The following is a 19,512-nucleotide window of genomic DNA, read 5'->3' as shown; positions in this document are numbered from 1 at the left end:
CGGGGTCGCCAAATCTATCCAATGATCAAAGGGTCACGACATGACTGCGACAGAGACACGCATGCTTGCCGGCATTTCAGTTCCAAAAACACCGCTGGTTGACAAGGCGATCGATTATGCCCGAAAAGCGTGCGAGCCCTATCTTTTCAATCACGTCATGCGCTCCTGGCTGTTCGCCGCGCGAATCGCCGAACTGCAGAACATCCTGCACGATGCCGAAGTCGTCGCGGTCGGCACTCTGCTGCATGACATCACCCTTAATGACCGATTTTCGGGACCTCGCCGCTTCGAGGTGGAGGCTGCCGAACTCGCACGGAATTTCGCAACGGAAGCCGGGCTCGACAGCCATCGGGCCCAATTGATCTGGGATAGCGTGGCGCTTAATTCCACGCCGTCGATCGGCCTCTACAAGGAGGCCGAAGTCGCGCTTTGCACCATCGGCATCTGCTTCGATGTCGTCGGCCTGAAATACAGCGTCATCCCTTCGTCCGAGGTGCGGACGATTGTTGCCAAATTTCCGCGACTTGGCATGAAGCGCAAGATGACCATGTGCTTCTGCCACATCGCCAAGACGCAGCCGGAAACCACCTACGACAATTTCGTTCGGGATTTCGGCGAGCGCCTGGTGCCCGGTTACAGGGCTACGTCGTCTGTTGATCTTGTGGAGGCCGCTCCTTTTGACGAGTAAAGGACGAACTGGCCAGCAGGCTTAAAGTTCAGCGAGAGCCTTTGCCTCGCCGGCCATGAAGTCGCAAAACAGCCTCACTCGTGCCGGAACGGTCCGTCCGAAGGCATGCAGGGCACTCAGAGGTAGCTTCGGGAGTGCAATTTCCGGGGCAAGTTCGACAAGCCTGCCGGCTCGCAGCTCTTCCTTGACAAGGCATCGCAATAGGTAGGCGGCACCGAGCCCGTTAAGCGCGGCATGGATCAGGGCCATTCCCGTGTCGCAATCGATCCTCCCGTTAGGCATGAAGGTTGCCCCTCCGACAAGGCGGACGGGTTGTACAGCACCGCCCATCGCGTAACGTGCGAAAGGCAGTTTCGCCAACGCTTCCGCGGACTCCGGGTCACCCCATGCAGCAACGAAATCTGGCGACGCCACCATCACCATCGGCAGATCTGCCAGCCGGCGGACAATGAGATCTTCCGGCAGAGGGGAACCGGCACGCAAAGCGACATCGTAATCCTCACGAACCAGATTAACGAAGCGGTCGGTCAATCCGATATCGAACTGCAGGTCCGGATAGGCTTTCGCAAAGATGCCGAACAGTCGCGGCAGGAGCAGCGGGGCAAGTTCGCCCGGCATGCTGATCCTCAATCTGCCGTGTGGCGCGGCCTGTTGCCGGATGGCGTCGTCGCTCGCGTCGAGTTCACGCAAGAGTGGGGCAAGCCGTTCGAAGAATACCTTTCCATCCTGCGTCAGTGTGAGCGCACGGGTGGAGCGAAGGAAAAGCCGAGTTCCGATCTTCTTCTCCAGCCTCGCAACGCTTTTCGAAACTGCCGACGGCGTCGTACCGAGATCGCGCGCCGCTGCCGTAAAAGATCCGGCTTCCACGGTCCGGACGAAAGCCATCAGTCCCGACGTTTCAGCAAGCATGTTGGGCATTGGCCTCTCCGTGGCACAGATCATATGCCTGACATCGATCTAATCGCGCGTACCGCGAGGGTCTATCTCCACCGTTGAAAGAAACGGAGAAAAACAAATGCAGCATCTCAAGGGCAAGATCGCCGTGATAACCGGCGGTAATAGCGGCATCGGCAAGGCGACCGCATGCCTCTTCGCTAAAGAGGGCGCTCAGGTGATCATCACCGGCCGGCGTCAGGACATTGTCGATCAGGCGGCCACCGAGATCGGCCATGGCGCGATCGGCGTCGTCGGCGACGTGGCGGAACTCAACCATCATAAAGAACTGGCGGACATGGTAAAAACCAAGTTTGGCTGCCTCGACATCTACATGGCCAATGCCGGCGTCATCAACCTCACCGCTTCCGGCAATGTAACGTCGGAGGACTACGACCGCCATTTCGCCACAAATACCCGCGGCGTTTTCTTCGGTGTGCAGGCCCTCGCTCCGTTGATCCGCGATGGTGGCAATATCATCGTCACCAGTTCGCTCGCCGCCACCAAGGTTCTCCCGGACCACACCGTTTATGCCGGGTCCAAAGCGGCGGTTGCCGCATTCGCCAGGAACTGGGCGATCGAGTTCAAGCCGCGGAAGATACGGGTAAACATTCTGAGCCCCGGACCGGTCGAGACAGCCATCCTCGGAAAGCTCGGCGTTTCGGAGGCAGATCGCCCGGAATTCGAAAACTATATGGCATCCCTCATCCCGGCAGGACGGATGGGGCAGCCGGACGAATTGGCCCGCGCCGCCCTGTTTCTCGCATCTGACGCAGGGAGTTTCGTGAACGGTATCGAATTGCATGTCGACGGCGGCATGACATTGGCCTGAAGGAGCAGGAACATGACTGAGCAACACAATCCCGAGATTGTCGCCTTTATCGATCGTCTGGCGGAAACCGGCAGCAACTACCGGATGGCGGAAATGGAGGAGCTTTACACGGAAGACCTTGGCTTCCTCGTGCTGACCGGGGACGGCAAGATTGCCAGGTTCTCCAAAGCGGAAATGTTTGCGGAGTTCCGCGCCCGGCGCGATGCCGGTGAGAGGCCGCTTTCGACCGAAAAGCGAATATTGCATATCGAGGAACAGGGTGATGAAGCGACCGCAGTTCTCCATCGCCGCATGAGCGATCGCGCATCGCCGGCCTTCTACGAATTGCGGCTGCGGCGGGTAAATGGCAATTGGCGGGTTTCGGGCGAAACTGTTTTGCCGTGGCCGGATCTCGCCACCATCAAAGGCTTCCTGCCGCCGCGAGAGCATTGAAGGCCAAGGCGTTACGCGCCACAAAAAATCAGCAAAAGATGCAGCCGGCTCTTCAAGGGCCGGCTGCTGGAACTTTTTCCTACGATCCGGATCGCGCCTCATCTTCCTCAGAGAGCCGTTCGGCGCCACTCGCCGGGTGTCGATCCGGTATGACGCTTGAAGGCGACGCAAAAAGCGGTGAGGGTCGCATAGCCTAATATCCCGGCAATATCGGTTACCGGTAGACCCGGATCGCGCAGCATCGCCATCGCTTGATCCATCCGTCTCTGGCGTAGCCATTCATGCGGGGTAAGGCCGGTGCTTTTCTTGAACGAGCGGCAGAAGTGGAAGCGCGACAGGTTGGCGGCATCCGCGAGCGCAGCCAGCGAAAAGTCCTCCTGGTTTTCTGAGGAGAGCCGCTCCAGTGTCACGCGGAGAATGGTAGGCGAGAGACCGCCAGAGGCCTTCTCGATCGTTTCAGCCACGCCGCTATGGGTCTTCACGATATGGATAGCGATCAGGCTCGCCAATTGCTGGCGATATAGGCCTTCAAGATGTGCCGGTTCGCCGAAGGTCTGAAGCGTCAACTCAAGCAGGCCTGCCAAAATATTGTCGGGCTGCGCTGTGCTTTCGACTAATGGCCTTGCCGGGCCAGGGGATTCCCGGCCTACGCGGTCTAGTAATTCCGGTGAGAGATAGAGTTGCAGGATATCCATCGGTCCATAAATATCCCAACGTGAACTGGATTTTGCAGGTATGAACGTAATACTGCCGCGCCGACCCATTCCCGTCGAATATTCCTGTCCAGACCGGCGCTCCAGGCGCTGCATCGCTCCGAGATAGGTCATGATCACATGATCCGACATAGGCTGCACGGTCTCGTGGAACGGCTGATGCTTCCAACGGGCGAGTCGGGTGTCGAAAGGGTCGTCGAAGCAGAAGGATTCAACGGGAACAGTGCGCAGCACCCGCTGCATTTCGCTGTCCGGTCGAATGCCACCCGCCCTGGATGGAATGCTTGATTTGATCTCAAAGGGAGCCATACCCGGTTCCTTCCAGCGGCTCGTGAACGTGGAAGGAGGATAATAGCTAGGGCTCGGCCGGCGATATCGTCCGCTGGACCATCCTGACCTATCCCAGGGACCCGGATATCAGCACCAAAGGAAGTACGGCACGGGCTGATTGACGGCGTGCCCTATGCATGCGGATAGTACGTCCTGTCAAAAGGTGGGAGGTTGTTCCTCAAGGGATTGGGAAGCGGCGCCGGCGGCGGATGACGCCGCTTCCCGACCGACTAGCGCTCAATGAATGCGAGCAGGTCGCCGTTTATGATGTCGGCATGCGTCGTGCACATGCCGTGCGGCAGGCCGGGATAAATCTTGAGTGTGGAATTCTTCAGAAGCTTCGCCGAAAGTGGTGCGGAATCGGCAATTGGCACGATCTGATCGTCTTCGCCATGCAGAACAAGCGTCGGTACCGAAATAATCTTCAGATCTTCAGTGAAATTGGTCTCGGAAAATGCCTTGATACCGAGATATTGCGCATTGGCAGCGCCCATTATCGACTGGCGCCACCAGTTCTGGACGATCGTTTCCATCGCCTTTGTGCCCTCTCGATTGAACCCATAAAAGGGACCGCTTGCGAGATCGTGGTAAAACTGTCCGCGGTTTGCAGCGAGTTGCGAGCGCAGGTTGTCGAAAGCTTCAATCGGCAGACCGCCGGGATTTTCCTTGGTTTTGACCATGATCGGCGGCACGGCGCCAATCAGCACCAGCTTTGCGACGCGTCCGTCTGGTTGGCCATGCCTGGCAACGTAGTGCACGGCCTCGCCGCCGCCGGTAGAGTGCCCGATATGGACGGCGTTGCGGAGATTGAGGTGCTTGGCGACCGCAGCGAAATCGGCGGCATAATGATCCATGTCGTGGCCATCGCTGACCTGGCTCGAACGTCCATGGCCGCGGCGATCATGCGCGATGACGCGATATCCCTTGCCGAGGAAAAAGAGCATCTGGGCATCCCAATCGTCGGCGGAAAGTGGCCAACCATGATGAAAGACAAGCGGCTTGGCTGACTTCGGACCCCAGTCCTTGTAGAAAATATCGACGCCGTCGGCGGTCGTTACGTGGTTCATGTCGTGGTTTTCCTTGTTGGACTGACTGCTTTTGGCGGGGGTGGTTTTTGCTGCGGCACCTTCAGGCCCTGCGGCAAAAATCGTGGCCGAAAGACCGGCAATCAGGACATCGCGCCGGTATGGCACCGGCGGTGCAAAAAGATGTTCTTTGGCATTCGGGGTGTCTGGGAAGGAATTTGTGGTCATGGCTTTCTCCGTGTTTGAAGCATCCACGTGGAGGTCTTATCGGAGAGCGAAATGCGATGACCTTTCGCAATTGCGCGGCCTGTCGTGGGATTGCTGTTGATTGACGGCCAAATGTTCTCGGATATTGATAGGCAATGACCGCAATGACGAAGTGCATTAGCATCAGAGCCCGAAGAAGAGACCTGGATGTCCGGGCCCGGCCTGCCTGCTTGCCTCGAGGGACTTCGATCGTGGTCGCCGCGCTCGCCCTCACGCTCGCCACGTGCGCTTCACGGCCGGGGCCTCGGATCTTGGAACCGACTAAAGCGATGAGGGGCGGCAGAAACGTCACGATCTTTGTTGCAACAACGCGGATGCCAGACACTGGCTCGACACCGTCATTCAACAGCGGTCAATCGCAGACACTCCGTTTCGCGCGCTACGTGATCTCCGTTCCACCTGGGCACCAAGCCGACGCGATCGAGTGGCCAGGGGACCCTCCTGACGCTGCCACCGATTTTGTCACGGTTGAATCGGCGCGCATTTCGGAGGCGGAATTCAGATCGGGCGTCGTCGACGTGAAGGGTAACGGACGGTCCGTTCGGCTCTTCGTTCACGGATACAACAACAACTACCAGGAGTCCGTTTATCGCCTTGCCCAGATCGCCGAGGATGCGAGTGACAACCGCGTCGCGGTACTTTTTGCCTGGCCGTCAAAGGCCAGCGCGCTGAGCTATGGTGCGGACAAGTCGGCGGCATTGGCATCGACGGACGGCCTTGCAAAGACCATCAGAATTCTGACTGAGCCACCAGACGCGCAGATCGCGGTGCTCGCACATAGTATGGGGGGGTGGCTTACGATCGAGACGCTAGCGAAAATGAACCGCGACCGTCGTCGTGCTGTTCTCGAACGATTTTCGAATGTCGCACTTGCTGCTCCGGATATCGATGTCGTGGAAATGGTCCGGCAACTCGATATTATCGGGCGGCTTCCCCGTCCCCTCACGCTTCTGGTGTCGCGCGATGATAGGGCTCTGGCGCTCTCGGGCATCATCAGCGGTGGGCGGCGTGTCGGCGCCGACGACGTGCACGATCCATGGGTTCAAGCCGCGGCCAAGCGATACGGTGTCCGCGTTATCGACATCTCAGGGCTGAGAACGGCTGATAGCTTCCGGCATGGGCGCTTCACTGCGATGGTAGCGCTCTATTCAAAATTTCAGAGACAGATCGAAAATCCATTGGCGAAGCGCTACGCGGGACCGGGAGTCTTCGTGTTCAACACCGCGACTTCGACGCTAGACCGTATCGACCGGTGAGCGGACAGACTGTTTAGTACTTCCGTGGGGCGGAGCCATAGTTCGTACAATTGGAAGAGTGGATCCATCTAAGAACGAGGGGTCCGTCTGCCCAAGGCTTGGGAACATCTGTTATATCGATTTTAGGAGGCCGTAGGCCCCTTGTGTTGGGCAGGAGCAGCCGATGATGTCCGTATGGTCCAGCCGTCCTCGGTTACAGTACCTCGGGCTGTTTTTCGCAGCGTATGTCCTGGGCTGCGGCTTCGCGGATGCGCTGGCAATCGTTCCTGGGATAACGGTTTCGATCTGGCCGCCGGCGGGGGTATTCGTCGCGACGTTGATCCTCACCGCGCCATATACTTGGCCATGGTGGATGCTGTCCGGCTGTTTGGCCGAAATGTTTGCGCAATTCGTATGGTTCCATAGCCCGCTGCCGGTGGGGCTTCTCATTTATGCTGGCAACGCTCTCTGTGCCGCGACCGGCGCGACGCTCGTGAACCTGGCTTGCGGCCGCCCGCTTCGGATGGAGACCCTGCGGGAGGTTCTCGCATTCGTTTGGCTGGGCGCCGGCGTGGCCCCACTCGCTAGCGCGACGGTCGGAAGCGCCGCGCTTGCCTGGTTCGGCGTCGAAGACCAGTCGTTCGCGGAAGTATGGCCGCTGTTCTGGATTGGAGACGCCACCGGCATCCTACTCGTCGGGCCATTGTCGCTGATGGTGATCCAGCACTGGCACGGCAGGACCAGGCTATCGGCAGCAAGGTGGACGGAGGCCAGCCTTCTTGGTCTCGTCTTTCTCGCGGCTGCCGCGCTGTCCTTGAGCACGGACTACTTGGCTTCCGCCTATATCATCATGCCGCCGCTTCTCTGGGCGGCTGTGCGTTTCGAGTTCAAAGGCGTGGCCGTCGCCCTGACCCTTCTTGCTCTGATCACGATGGCGCTCACGATCTCCGGCGGCAGCCACTTTGTGGGCGATCCCGAGACGCAGCGCGAAAAGCAGGTCATGCTGCAGCTCTTCCTGGCGATCTCGGCCTTCTCCTCCCTCATCGTGGCCGCCATATCCCGACAGAACCAAAAGGCGCTCCTCTCTCTGGGCGAGCGCGAGCGGGAGCTCTCGCAGCTCGTGGATATGGTCCCGGTCCATATCAGGCGCATGACGGCGGAGGGTGAGCCGATTTTCTTCAACAAGCGGCTGTTGGACTTCTTCGGGCTGGATAGCGTGACCCGCTTGGACAAGCAGGGGATGAGCCGGCTTGCCGCTGCCATTCATGCGCTTGTTCACCCCGACGATGCCGCCGAGCTGCTCGCGACGGCCCGCCATTCCTTTGCCACCGGTGAACCCTTTGCCCAGAAGTACCGCATGCGCCGCGCCGACGGTGTATATCGATGGGTCGACGGCCGGGGGGAGCCGCTGCGGGATCAAGGCGGGGCGATCGTGCAATGGTACGTCATATCCATCGACATCGACGACGAGATGCGTGCGCAGGAAGCACTCAGGCGCAGCGAGCGCCAGCTTCAACAGATGATCGACGCAGTGCCGGCGCTCATCTGGTGCATGACACCGGAAGGCATACCCTGCTATCTCAACAAGCGCGCTGTCGACGTCACGGGCCTCACGGTCAAGGATATGGTTTCCCCGGAGGGATCCCGAACCCTGGCTGTCATCCACCCGGACGAGCGGGAAGCCGTGGAAGGGGTGTTCGCGCACGCCGTCTCGACGGGCACGCCGATTATCGCCCGGTATCGCCAGCACCGGGCCAAGGGGCCTCATCGTTGGGTGGAAAGCCGATCTGAGCCTTTGCGCGACGAGACCGGCGCTATCATCCAGTGGTACGGCGTGAGCGTCGACATCGACGATCTGGTGAAGGCGCAGGACGATCTGCGCAACCGGGAGCGGGAACTCTCGCAGCTCGTCGACATGGTGCCGAGCCTGCTCTGGCGCCTGTCTCCGAAGGGCGAGCCGACCTTCTTCAGCAAGCGTCTGGTCGAGTTCTGCGGCCTGGATGTCAGTGACTTCGACGGCCCTCGAAATGACCGGCTGGCGGAAGCGATAGCGACGTTGTTTCATCCCGACGACATCGTCAGGCTGGAGGAGACGCTCAAACGCTCGCTTGCGACGGGCGAGAGCTTCAATCTCAGTTACCGCATGCGCAGGGCCGACGGAACCTACCGCTGGATGTCCGGCCGCGCCGAGCCGCTCAGGGATGACGACGGACGCATCGTCCAGTGGTTCGGTCTCTCGCATGACATCGACGATCAGGTCCGGATCGAGGAAGAGCTGCATATGGCGCGGGAGAGCCTCGCAAGGGCGAGCCAGATTGCGAGCCTCGCCGAGCTGTCCGCCGCGATCGCTCACGAAGTGAACCAGCCGCTGGCCGCGATCGTCGCCAATTCCAGCGCGTGCCAGGGCTGGCTCGCAGCGACGCCCCCCAATCTCGAACGCGCTCAGAAGACGGTGGAGCGTATCATCGACAGTGCGCATTCCGCGAGTGACGTCGTGACCCACATCCGTGCCTTGTTCAGGCCGTCGGTGGAGACGAGGACGAAGACGACGATCGAGAGCGTCGTCTTCGGCGCGCGCGACCTGATGGCTGAGGAAGCTGCACGGCGGCGCATTCGCATGACGATGGACGTTGAAGGCAACCTTCCACCGGTCTTGCTCGATCGGATCCAGGTTCAGCAGATTCTCGTCAATCTCATCCGCAACGGCATGGACGCAATGAATGCCGTCACCGAGGACAGAGTCTTGAAAGTGCGCGCGCACCGGCCAGGAGAGGTCATCGAGATCGATGTTATTGATCGTGGCGGAGGCGTCTCATCCCCGGAGAAGATCTTCGAGCCGTTCTTTACGACAAAGGAGCGTGGGATGGGCATGGGACTGGCAATATGTCGCTCGATCGTCGAGAGCCATGGCGGACAGTTGTGGGTTGAGAACAATGAGTTGGAGGGAGCGACGTTCAGGTTCACGCTGCCTATCGAAGCGGAGCTGACATGAGGGCCGCTATCTCGCTCGTGCGCAGCGCCGGGCCGAATGCGGCGACGGCTCGTTCGTGCCGTCGCGCGCTTTGACATCATCGGCTTGATCGAGCCAGGGGTCAGTAATCCCAGAACACCGGCACCCAACGAAAGGCCTCGCCCTCGACTGCCACTCGGCCGACGGACGGGAACGGCAGATGGGTGGCAATCAAGAGGTCGCCGCTTGCCGCCAGCTCCCGCAGAAGACGGATCCGAACGCGGGCGGCCTCCTCGGGGTCGTGTTCGAAGCCGTTGTGCCAGTCGGGCTGGTCGAAGCCGACCGCAAAGACGGCGTCGCCGGCGAACGTCAGCCCCTCTCCCCCGGACGACACGTGGATCACGCTGTGGCCCGGCGTGTGGCCGCCGGTGCGTCGGACGACGACCCCGGGCGCCACTTCGTGTTCGTCTGCGAACAATCGCAGATGGGTACGGTATTCCTTCGTGAAGCGCTTGGCGGCGGATCGAAGTGCATCGGGGAAACCCGGCGGCATGGCCGTGTGAGAGAAATCGGGCGCCTCCCAGAACTTGACCTCTGCGGCCGCCACGTGGATCCGCATGTCGGGACGCACGCGGTCCTTCACCCCGTCGACGAGAAGCCCGCCGATATGGTCCATATGCAAGTGGGTGAGCACCACGTCTGTGACGGACCCGAGATCGACGCCGGCAGCTTCCAGTCGCCTGACCAGTTGCCCGGCACGCGGCAAGTTCAAGTCCGGGTCCAGCCCCAAGCCGGCGTCCAGAAGTATCGTCTGATCGCCGCTCCAAACCACCACCGCATTGAGCGGCCAGTCGAAAGCGTCCGGCGGCAGGAACATATTGTCCAGCCATGCCGCGCGTATGGCCGGCTCTGCATTGTGCGCCAGCATTTCCGTCGGAAGCGGCAGCACCCCATCGCTGATGACAAGCACGTCAATCTCACCCATCCGCAGCGCGTAGCGCGAGGGAACCAGCTCATCGCGCCCTAGCTTGCTTGAGGGCCGGGTGGCCTGCACGCCAATGTATGCCTCCTGCTGACTGGTCGGCTGCGCCTTCCTCATTTCTGCCTGTGACATGTTGCTCTCCTGTTTTGGGGTAGTGGAGACGTGTGGTCACGAGCCACGCCAGGACTGTATGGGCAAGCGCATCTGCGTTGTAGCTAAACGGTCGTTGGGCTTGATTCCCTCACTTGCGCCAAACTGCGCGATTGCCCTGGCGCAGCTTGCGAGCCTCGCGCATTTCGCGGACACGACCATGCGGGACGCGTCGGCCCGCCTTTCTCTAAACCTTCGTTTGGGGAGCCACCGCCCATCCACGGTGATAATTTCCGGAAGATCGTTTGAAGGAGGTCGACATGCAGGCTTCGAAACACATCGTCTACGGAATGGTCGGGTTCAACATCCTGCTGGCCGCCTGGCTTTCGCTCCACATGCTCTATGATCCGGAAGGCTGGTACTATTTCGTGCCGGGCGTCACGGACACCGGAATGTTCAACCAGCATTTCGTTCGAGACATCGGTATCATGCAGGGGTTCATCGCGCTCGCTTTCGCAGTCGGGCTTTGGAAGCCGCATCGACGATTGGAACTGTGGGCCGGCGCGACCCTCTGGCTTATTGCGCATGCCGCATTCCACCTGTGGGAAGTGGCGGTCGGTATCTGCTCGTCGTCTGTGATCATTCGCGACTTCCCAGCCGTGAGCCTTCCGGCGATCTTCGGGGTAGCCGCGACACTCTGGGCGTACAGGCAGGTGACGACTGTGCCTGCGCGCGGTGAAACGAGTAGTCTTCGAGCCTAGATGCCGAAGACAGCGGGCGGCGACGGATCGCGGCGGGCTGGTGAGTGCGCCCGACGTCGCTGCGAAGAGTAAAGCTTCCGTATCGTCTCCGGCTCCCCGAAAAATTCATACGCTCTCAAGTCCTCCGTCGGTTGTCCGATGTCTTATCCATTCGGCGAGGCTGCGCATTTGTGCACGAAAGGCGCGATATGACCTGCAGCGACACCAGATTGCTCGAAGAGGCCAGTTCGGAGCCCGTCTGGGACATTGCCGAATACTGCCGACAGGCGGGGATCTGTCAGGCCGAGGAAAAGCGCCTGATCAGGATACTCGGGCGGTACGCATCAAGACACGAACTTCAGATGAACATCGTTCGTGGGCCGTCGCGTGCTCGTTAGGGTGAAACGCGGATATGCGCCGGCTTCTCGGACAGCCCCATTCTAACCTTCGTATAGCTGTCCTGCGGTCCAGGAAAAATCCAAACCAAAGGCGCGTTCTCTGCCAAAGACGATTTCTTCGAGCAGAAGCGACCTCGCTGATGTCCGTCGGAATCGGTCAGTCGCAAGGCGAGATGTGAATTGTCTGTGGTCGCGACGTAGAGCGCGCTTAAGCGTCACGGGCGCTCGCGCGCGATGACCGTTGGAGATCGTGATGGTTGAAATACCACGTAAGGAAGCATTCGAGCCGGCAGACGGCAGTGATGTTGCCGCAGCAGTAGATGAAAAAACGAACGTTCCCGCAGCCATCGCCGTACCTCGGGGCAGGGCCTCTTTCAAGAAGGGCGTACTGGGTTTGGCCCTGATTGCGGGTGCGGGGTATGGTGCTCACTTCGGTCACCACTACTGGACAGTCGGCCGATTCATCGAATCCACCGACAATGCCTACGTCAAGGCGGACTACACGACGGTCGCGCCCAAGGTCGCGGGCTACATCCGGGAAGTGCTGGTTGGTGACAATGAGACCGTGAAAGCGGGTCAGGTCCTTGCGCGGATCGATGACCGCGACTTCCAGGTCGTCGTGAGCCAGGCGAGGGCCGAGTTGAAGGCCTCGGAAGCCGCGATCACCAACATTGACGCCCAGATCGAGTTGCAGAACTCTGTCATCAGGCAGGCGCGGGCTTCGGTGGATGCATCGAACGCTTCGCTCGTCTTTGCAAGATCCGAGGCCAAACGAGACACGCGACTGAGCACGAGCGGCGCAGGTACTCAGTCACGTGCCGAACAGAGCCGGTCGCTCATGGATCAGGCGACCGCTGCGGTCCAGCGCGACCAGGCCGCCCTGATCGCCGCCCGCGACAAGGTTGTTGTTCTCAGGAGCCAGCGTGATCACGCGACTGCTCAACGGGACAAGGCCGTCGCCGCCGTTCAACAAGCAGAACTGGACCTTTCCTACACGAACATCGTCGCGGCCGTCGACGGCACGCTTGGCGCACGTACCATCCGCGTGGGGCAGTATGTCACTGCCGGCACTCAGTTGATGGCAGTCGTGCCTCTCCAGTCCGTCTATGTCGTCGCCAATTTCAAGGAAACGCAACTGACCTATGTTCGGCCGGGCCAGCCCGTGGTCATCGAGGTTGACGGCTTTCCCGGACTGGAAGTGAAGGGGCACGTGGATAGCGTATCGCCCGCGAGCGGTCTCGAGTTCTCGCTGCTTCCGCCTGATAACGCGACGGGCAACTTTACGAAGATCGTCCAGCGCATCCCCGTCAAGATCATCATCGATGACGAGGCCCGCGCAGCGCCGTTGCGCTCGGGAATGTCCGTCGTGCCCAAGATCAACACCAGGATTGCCCGGTTGTCGAAGCAACCGTGACAGCGGCTGGCGGACCTTGGGCCTCGTCCCATTTACCTAGATAGCTCAACAAAAGGTTCCGCACCCGCGGAAGAAACGTGATGATCGATCGCAAGCTCGTCGCCACCAAGGGCCAGCATTTGCCAAGTGCCGATGCAGCCGTGTCGGGAAATGGCATGGGTACTGCGCGCATGTGGTGCGCCGTCGTCGGGTCCACCTTGGGGGCTTTCATGGCGGTGCTCAACATCCAGATCGTCAACGCGTCGCTCGCCGACATTCAAGGTGCGATCGGCGCCGGCAAGGACGACGGCGGTTGGATTTCGACCTCCTATCTCATCGCGGAAATCGTGGTCATTCCGTTGAGCGGCTGGCTGGCCCAGGTGTTCTCGCTCCGAAAGTACCTCTTGACGAACGCCATCCTCTTCCTGGTGTTTTCGGTCGCCTGTGCATTCGCGACAAACCTGGAACAGATGATCGTGCTTCGTGCGATTCAGGGTTTCGCCGGTGGGGTTCTTATCCCGATGGCCTTCACGATCATCATAACCCTGCTGCCAAAATCGAAACAACCGGTAGGACTGGCGCTCTTCGCGCTCTCGGCGACATTCGCCCCCGCCATTGGACCGACCATCGGTGGGTATCTGACAGAGAACTACGGCTGGGAGTTCATTTTCTATGTGAACCTCGTCCCCGGCCTGTTGATGGTCGGCCTGCTTTGGATTTCGCTCGATGAAGCTCCGATGAACCTGGGCTTGCTGGCTAAAGGCGACTGGGCCGGGATTGTCACCCTTGCGATCGGTCTTGCCTGTCTTCAGACGGTGCTGGAGGAGGGGAACAAGGAGGACTGGTTCGGATCCGAACATATTCTGCACCTCTCTATCGTTGCCGCGGTGTCCCTGACGCTCTTCCTGGTCATCGAATTCAAGATCGAGAACCCGCTGTTGAATCTGAGGCTACTTGCCCGACGCAACTTCGCCTTCGGTATTCTGGCGAATACATTGCTGGGGATCGCGCTTTATGGATCGGCGTTCGTACTGCCGATCTATCTGGCGCGCATTCAAGGCTACAATTCCGAGCAGATCGGCATGGTGCTTGCCTGGACCGGCATTCCGCAGCTCGTACTCATCCCACTCGTTCCCAAGCTCATGAAACTCGTTGATGTCCGGATCATGATCGCCATGGGCTTCCTCCTGTTTGCCGGCTCGAATTTCATGAACGTGAACATCACCGGCGACTATGCGGCCGACCAGCTGTTCTGGCCCAACGTCATACGCGCTATCGGGCAAGCCCTTGTGTTTGCCCCGCTTTCGGTTGTCGCGACGGCCGGAATCGAACAGGAGAACGCAGGCTCGGCATCCGCTCTCTTCAACATGATGCGCAACCTCGGCGGCGCGGTCGGAATTGCCCTGCTACAGACGCTTCTGACGAAACGGGAGCAATTTCATTCGAACATCCTGACAAATTCGATCAGCCTCTTCGAGGAGGCAACGCGAAACCGGATCGCCAAGCTGACATCCTACTTCATGGAACAGGGCGTCAGCGATCCAGCCGTAGCCGCTCAGAAGGCCGTTGTGGCCATCGCGTCCAGCGTACGAAAGCAGGCAGACATCATGGCATTCAGCGATGCGTTCTTTCTGCTTGGAGCCGGTCTCGTCGTCGCATTGTTCGCAACACTTCTCCTGAAGAAGCCTGACGGCCAGATGGCGGGTGGTGGAGCACATTGAAAGGTCCGCTCGGTTTCGTCGAACCGATCGAACTGTTCACGCTGGTGGAGTGATCAGGGCTCTTGAAATGGCGGCGCCGCAGACCCGCCAGAGACAAGGATTGCGGCGCCTATGAGAATTGACAATGGGTGGGTATCAGTCCGAGGTCTGTCGTGTACGGAGGCGTTCGGCGAAGTTTGCATCCAGGCGGCCCGTACCGACTGGAAGAAGCTTCTCCAGACCTTCCCGAAGCGCGCTCGCGTCAAGAGAGCCTGTGCCGTCAGGATCGAGCTTGGCCCAGTGCGCGTCGCTGCGCGCGCTGTCGAACTCCTGATCATTCATTTCGGCTAGCCGCTTCTGGCCGTCCATGTATTCGGCTTTCGTGACTTTGCCGTCCTTGTTTGCATCCGACCAATCAAGCTGCTGCTTGCTCATCCTGGCGTAGAAGTCGTCGATCCGTTGAGCGTCCGAGCGAACCGCGGGCGTCTTCGCGGGCGGCGATAACGTGACGCCAAGTCCTTCTTCGGCGGTCGATGGAGCTTTTCGTGTCCGCGGGGTGATCAGGCTAAAAATGGAACTCTCGACCTTCATAAATTCTCCTCTGTTTTGATTGGATGGGTCAACTCTTCCGCAACACTTAATTTTGTCGCTCCAGAGATTCGCTCCTTTGCCGACAAGCGATGCGTGGCCTTCGCCACTGATCGCGTCAACGCATACCAACGTTGGCCTAGAAGTGTGCGCCTGTTCGGTTGCTTAGTGGGCTTTGGCCTTGTCATGCGAAGACAAGAAAAAATCGCGTTGCGCGACAGAGCACAGCGGGTTCTCGACTTGCGTGTGGCGGAGAGCCGGATTGCCGACGGCGATACGCTCTTCCGCTTTTGCCGCAGCGGGGTCCTGCACAGGAGACGAAAATGAACAAGGCAATACCGATCGTTCTCGCGTTGGCCGCCATGGGCGCTGCCGGTTGGAAATACGACGTGCTCGCGAGCCTGGGCATTGCGCGTGACGTCGACGAGGAAATGGTCCTCTACGGCAACATCGACATACGTCAGGTCTCACTCGCATTCCGCGTCGACGGTCGGATCATGGAGGCCATGGTCGACGAGGGCGACGTGATCAAGCGCGGGGATCTTCTGGCCCGGCTCGACAAGGATACGTACGACCACGCGGTGATTTCGGGGGAGGCGAATGTCGCAGCGCTCAGGGCGATCTACGAGAAGCTGGTAGCCGGTCCACGGCAGACCGAGATCGCGCAGGCGAGAGCCACGCATGACGCTAGCGTTGCCGACCTTCAAAAGGCCCGCCTTGCCTATGATCGGGCACAACTGCTTCGGTCTCGAGGAACGATCTCGGATGCCGGCGTGGATGAGGCGACCGCAGCAAGGGCGGTGGCTCTGGCGCGTTCGAATATGACGAAGGAAGCACTCGCCTTCCTGGAGGAGGGTAGTCGCTCGGAAGACATCGCGACGGCCGCAGCGCAGGTGAAGGCAGCCGAGGCGGCGCTACTTACCGCACGCACCTCCCTGTCCGACACGGAACTGCGTGCGCCGAACGACGGCGTCGTCCTGTCACGGATCAAGGAACCCGGCGCAATCGTATCGTCCTCCGACCCTGTCTATGTCCTGTCGCTCACGGCCCCTGTGTGGGTGCGCAGCTACATCGGGGAGGTCGATCTCGGGCGGATCTACCCGGGTATGAAGGTCAAGGTCGCATCCGATACGCACCCCGGCAAAAGTTACGAGGGAACGATCGGCTTCATTTCACCCGTTGCGGAATTCACGCCGAAATCCGTCGAGACGCCGGAACTTCGTACCGATCTCGTCTATCGAATTCGTGTCGTCATCGGCACTCCTGGCCGGGATCTTCGCCAGGGAATGCCGGTGACGTTGCGCTTCCCGGAAATGGAGGCGGCAGTGAAATGAATATCGCAGCCGGACATGCGGCGACGGGCGCCTTCGTCCAGTTGGACGACGTGACCAAGCGCTTCGGGTCGGGAAAGCCGGCGCTGGATCAGGTCTCCGGTATCATCCATGGTGGCGAGATCACCGGACTTGTGGGGCCCGATGGTGCCGGCAAGACGACCTTGATCCGTCTGATGACCGGACTGATGTCCCCGGACAGCGGCAAAGTCGATGTCCTCGGCTTCGATACGCGCGAGCGGTCGGCCGATATCCAGGCGGCCATTGGTTACATGCCGCAGCGCTTCGGCCTCTACGAGGACCTCTCCGTACAGGAAAATCTGGAGCTCTATGCGGACCTGCGGGGTCTGCCGAAGCCGGATCGGGCCGGAATCTTCGACGAATTGCTCACCTTCACCGATCTGAAGCGCTTCTCTGCCCGCCTTTCCGGAAAGCTGTCCGGGGGGATGAAACAGAAGCTTGGTCTCGCCTGCGCGCTCCTGAAGAAGCCGCGTCTGCTGCTTCTCGACGAACCCGGCGTCGGCGTCGATCCCATCTCCCGGCGCGATCTCTGGAAGATGGTCGAAGTCCTGATCAAGGAGGGCGTCGGCGTCGTCTGGTCGACCGCCTATCTCGACGAGGCAGAAGCCTGTGATCGTGTTCTCCTCTTGAACGAAGGAAGGCTTCTGTTTTCGGGCAGGCCGCAGGAATTGACGGATCGGGTGAAGGAAAGGGTGTACCGGGTGACCGGCGTTTCCGGGCGACGGCGTTCCTCACTCGCCAAGCTCCTCGACGAGGACGGCGTCGTCGATGGCGGAATTCAGGGCGAGGCCATCAGACTGGTGACAACGCCGGGGCATCCAGCTCGGTTTGCTGCCAGCGGGGATGCTGATGTCAGCGCCACGGAGCCGCACTTCGAAGACGCCTTCGTGGATATGCTGGGTGGAGGGCCGGGCGGACGCTCCAGGCTCGCGGAGGCGCAGGACCCGCTAGTTGCCCGACAGAATGGCCCGGTCATCGAGGCAAGAGGGCTGGTCAAGCGCTTCGGTGATTTCACGGCTGCCGACAACATCACCTTCGACATCCCGGGCGGCGAGATATTCGGGCTGCTCGGACCGAACGGCGCCGGCAAATCGACGACCTTCAAGATGCTCTGCGGCCTATTGAAGCCGACGGAGGGCGAGGGGCGCGTAGCGGGCTTCGATCTCCGCCTCGATGCAGCCGAGGCGCGCAACCGACTGGGTTACATGGCGCAGAAATTCTCGCTCTACGGCGACCTCAGCGTCCAGCAGAACCTTCAGTTCTTCGCCGGGGTCTACGGCCTCACGGGCAGCAGAAAGCGCGAGCGCATCGAACTGATGACGTCGATCTTCGACTTCGGTCCGCGCTTGTCGATGTCGGCAAAGGATCTCCCGCTCGGCCTGAAGCAGCGGCTGGCGCTGGCCTGTGCGGTGATGCACGAGCCGCAGGCCCTTTTCCTGGACGAGCCCACCTCGGGTGTCGATCCGATCACGCGGCGCGAGTTCTGGACGCATATCAACGGTCTGGTGGAGAAGGGCGTGACCGTGCTCGTCACAACGCATTTCATGGAGGAGGCCGAATATTGCGATCGCATTTCGCTGATCTATCGCGGACGCTCGATCGCACTCGGTTCTCCCGATGAACTCAAGGCGAGCGTCGTCACGGATGAAAACCCGGATCCCACGATGGAGGACGCCTTCATCGCGCTCGTGCAGGGCTCGGACGTGGAGGTTGCCCGATGACAGATTCGGCGAACAGCTCGCATGATGGTAGCCGCGGCGTTCGATTTCTGGCGCTTGTCCGCAAGGAGAGCCTTCAGGTCGCCCGCGATCCAAGCAGCATCCTGATCGCCTTCGTGCTGCCGCTGATCCTGCTCTTCCTGTTCGGATACGGCATTTCCCTGGACACGAAGGAGACGCGCGTCGGTGTCGTCATCGAGGACGTAACGCCGGTGACGAGCGACCTTGCGGCGAGCTTCCAGGCTTCGCGCTATTTTTCGGTGAAAACAGGCCGTGACCGCCGCGAATTCGAGGAAGATCTGGTGCTGGCGCGTATTCGCGGCATCATCGTCATCCCGGCGGATTTCATGGACAGATACACGGCCGGAAACCACCCCCAGGTGCAGGTTATCGTCGACGGGTCCGATCCCAACACTGCGAACTTCGTCCAGAACTATGTTCAGGGTGCCGTCGCGACGTGGCAGCAGCTCCGGCAGTCGGAGACGGCTGCGACAGGAGCGCCGGTACGCGTCGAGCAGCGCTTCTGGTTCAACCCGGAACTGACGAGCCGTTCCTTTCTCGTTCCCGGCTCGATCGCGATCATCATGACGCTCGTCGGGACCCTGCTGACGTCACTGGTCGTCGCCCGGGAGTGGGAACGCGGCACGATGGAAGCGATCATGGCGACGCCGGTTACGGCGATCGAGCTCCTCGCCGGCAAGGTCCTTCCCTATTTTGCCCTCGCGCTTGCATCCATGACGCTCTGCGTGCTCCTCGCCGTCTTCGTATTCGGCGTTCCGTTCCGCGGTTCGGTGGGAGCGCTCTATCTTGTGTCGGCGGTTTTCCTCATTCCGGCTCTGGGGCAGGGGCTGCTGATTTCGGCGGCCACCAAGAACCAGTTCCTGGCATCGCAGATGGCGCTGATAACCGCCTTCCTGCCGTCCTTTCTGCTGTCCGGATTTCTGTTCGAGATCAACTCGATGCCGGAGATCATCCAGTGGGTCACCTTCGTGGTGCCTACACGGTATCTGATCCCCTGCCTTCAGAGCGTCTTCCTCGCCGGAGACATATGGCCGATGTACTTCCGCTCCATCGGAGCCATGTTCCTGATCGGTCTCGTCTTCTTCACGCTTGCGGCCCGCAGCACGCGCAAGAGGATTGCCTGAG

General features: G+C 60.3%; 17 protein-coding genes. 12 read left to right on the top strand and 5 right to left on the bottom strand.

The window, feature by feature from the left end:
* Positions 1–40 precede the first annotated feature (40 nt).
* Positions 41–688 (top strand): HD domain-containing protein, encoded by a 648-nt coding sequence (locus HV823_RS24045; protein ID WP_176952208.1) that lies wholly within the window; start codon positions 41–43, stop codon positions 686–688.
* Positions 689–709: 21 nt separating this feature from the next.
* Here the strand turns inward: HV823_RS24045 and HV823_RS24040 are convergent, their stop codons facing one another.
* Complete coding sequence (locus HV823_RS24040) at positions 710–1,606, bottom strand: LysR family transcriptional regulator (protein WP_246301918.1); 897 nt, start codon at positions 1,604–1,606, stop codon at positions 710–712.
* A 97-nt stretch (positions 1,607–1,703) separates the two neighbouring features.
* Here HV823_RS24040 and HV823_RS24035 point away from each other — a divergent pair, with 97 nt between their 5' ends.
* Positions 1,704–2,453 (top strand): SDR family NAD(P)-dependent oxidoreductase, encoded by a 750-nt coding sequence (locus tag HV823_RS24035; protein WP_176952206.1) that lies wholly within the window; start codon positions 1,704–1,706, stop codon positions 2,451–2,453.
* Positions 2,454–2,465: 12 nt separating this feature from the next.
* A complete protein-coding gene (locus tag HV823_RS24030; protein WP_176952205.1) occupies positions 2,466–2,885 on the top strand; it encodes a hypothetical protein in 420 nt (139 codons plus the stop codon).
* 107 nt (positions 2,886–2,992) lie between these two features.
* On the opposite strand, the gene HV823_RS24025 is transcribed toward HV823_RS24030, so the two are convergent.
* Entirely contained in the window at positions 2,993–3,907 is a 915-nt protein-coding gene (locus HV823_RS24025) for a helix-turn-helix domain-containing protein (protein ID WP_176952204.1), read from the bottom strand.
* Positions 3,908–4,158: 251 nt separating this feature from the next.
* Positions 4,159–4,995, bottom strand: coding sequence for an alpha/beta fold hydrolase (locus HV823_RS24020; protein WP_176952224.1), 837 nt, complete (start codon positions 4,993–4,995; stop codon positions 4,159–4,161).
* A 416-nt stretch (positions 4,996–5,411) separates the two neighbouring features.
* Here HV823_RS24020 and HV823_RS24015 point away from each other — a divergent pair, with 416 nt between their 5' ends.
* Both HV823_RS24015 and HV823_RS24010 read left to right on the top strand, forming a co-directional pair.
* Complete coding sequence (locus HV823_RS24015; protein ID WP_343052036.1) at positions 5,412–6,476, top strand: alpha/beta hydrolase; 1,065 nt, start codon at positions 5,412–5,414, stop codon at positions 6,474–6,476.
* A 163-nt stretch (positions 6,477–6,639) separates the two neighbouring features.
* The gene (locus HV823_RS24010) at positions 6,640–9,447 is read left to right on the top strand and encodes an MASE1 domain-containing protein (protein ID WP_176952203.1); all 2,808 of its coding nucleotides are present in this window, start codon (positions 6,640–6,642) and stop codon (positions 9,445–9,447) included.
* 100 nt (positions 9,448–9,547) lie between these two features.
* Here HV823_RS24010 and HV823_RS24005 read toward each other — a convergent pair whose 3' ends face one another.
* Entirely contained in the window at positions 9,548–10,390 is an 843-nt protein-coding gene (locus HV823_RS24005; RefSeq protein ID WP_246301923.1) for an MBL fold metallo-hydrolase, read from the bottom strand.
* A gap of 407 nt (positions 10,391–10,797) precedes the next feature.
* Here HV823_RS24005 and HV823_RS24000 point away from each other — a divergent pair, with 407 nt between their 5' ends.
* The 4 genes from HV823_RS24000 (at position 10,798) to HV823_RS23990 (ending at position 14,729) form a co-directional block, all read left to right on the top strand.
* Positions 10,798–11,238, top strand: coding sequence for a hypothetical protein (locus HV823_RS24000; RefSeq protein ID WP_176952201.1), 441 nt, complete (start codon positions 10,798–10,800; stop codon positions 11,236–11,238).
* Between the two features lie 188 nt (positions 11,239–11,426).
* Positions 11,427–11,615 carry a hypothetical protein gene (locus tag HV823_RS27430; protein ID WP_425487692.1) on the top strand — a complete coding sequence of 63 codons (189 nt, stop codon included), beginning with the start codon at positions 11,427–11,429 and terminating at the stop codon, positions 11,613–11,615.
* A gap of 253 nt (positions 11,616–11,868) precedes the next feature.
* Positions 11,869–13,029, top strand: coding sequence for an HlyD family secretion protein (locus tag HV823_RS23995; RefSeq protein ID WP_176952222.1), 1,161 nt, complete (start codon positions 11,869–11,871; stop codon positions 13,027–13,029).
* An 80-nt stretch (positions 13,030–13,109) separates the two neighbouring features.
* Positions 13,110–14,729: an MDR family MFS transporter gene (locus HV823_RS23990; RefSeq protein ID WP_484549452.1), complete on the top strand. Its 1,620-nt coding sequence runs from the start codon at positions 13,110–13,112 to the stop codon at positions 14,727–14,729.
* A gap of 135 nt (positions 14,730–14,864) precedes the next feature.
* Here the strand turns inward: HV823_RS23990 and HV823_RS23985 are convergent, their stop codons facing one another.
* On the bottom strand, positions 14,865–15,299 hold the full coding sequence (locus HV823_RS23985) for an EF-hand domain-containing protein (RefSeq protein WP_176952200.1): 435 nt from the start codon (positions 15,297–15,299) through the stop codon (positions 14,865–14,867).
* A 320-nt stretch (positions 15,300–15,619) separates the two neighbouring features.
* Between HV823_RS23985 and hlyD the strand changes: the two genes are divergently transcribed.
* Genes hlyD through HV823_RS23970 form a run of 3 tightly spaced genes read left to right on the top strand, consistent with a single transcriptional unit; the run spans position 15,620 to position 19,511 of the window.
* On the top strand, positions 15,620–16,630 hold the full coding sequence (hlyD, locus tag HV823_RS23980; RefSeq protein ID WP_176952199.1) for a secretion protein HlyD: 1,011 nt from the start codon (positions 15,620–15,622) through the stop codon (positions 16,628–16,630).
* On the top strand, positions 16,627–18,369 hold the full coding sequence (locus HV823_RS23975; RefSeq protein WP_176952198.1) for an ATP-binding cassette domain-containing protein: 1,743 nt from the start codon (positions 16,627–16,629) through the stop codon (positions 18,367–18,369). The genes hlyD and HV823_RS23975 overlap by 4 nt, the downstream gene beginning before the upstream one ends.
* Entirely contained in the window at positions 18,366–19,511 is a 1,146-nt protein-coding gene (locus HV823_RS23970) for an ABC transporter permease (protein WP_176952197.1), read from the top strand. Before HV823_RS23975 ends, HV823_RS23970 begins: the two co-directional genes overlap by 4 nt.
* Position 19,512 lies beyond the last annotated feature (1 nt).

It is taken from the genome of Mycoplana rhizolycopersici (assembly GCF_013378445.1).
In the GTDB taxonomy this organism is placed as follows: Bacteria; Pseudomonadota; Alphaproteobacteria; order Rhizobiales; family Rhizobiaceae; genus Mycoplana; species Mycoplana rhizolycopersici.
This window is presented reverse-complemented; position numbering and strand designations above follow the sequence as displayed.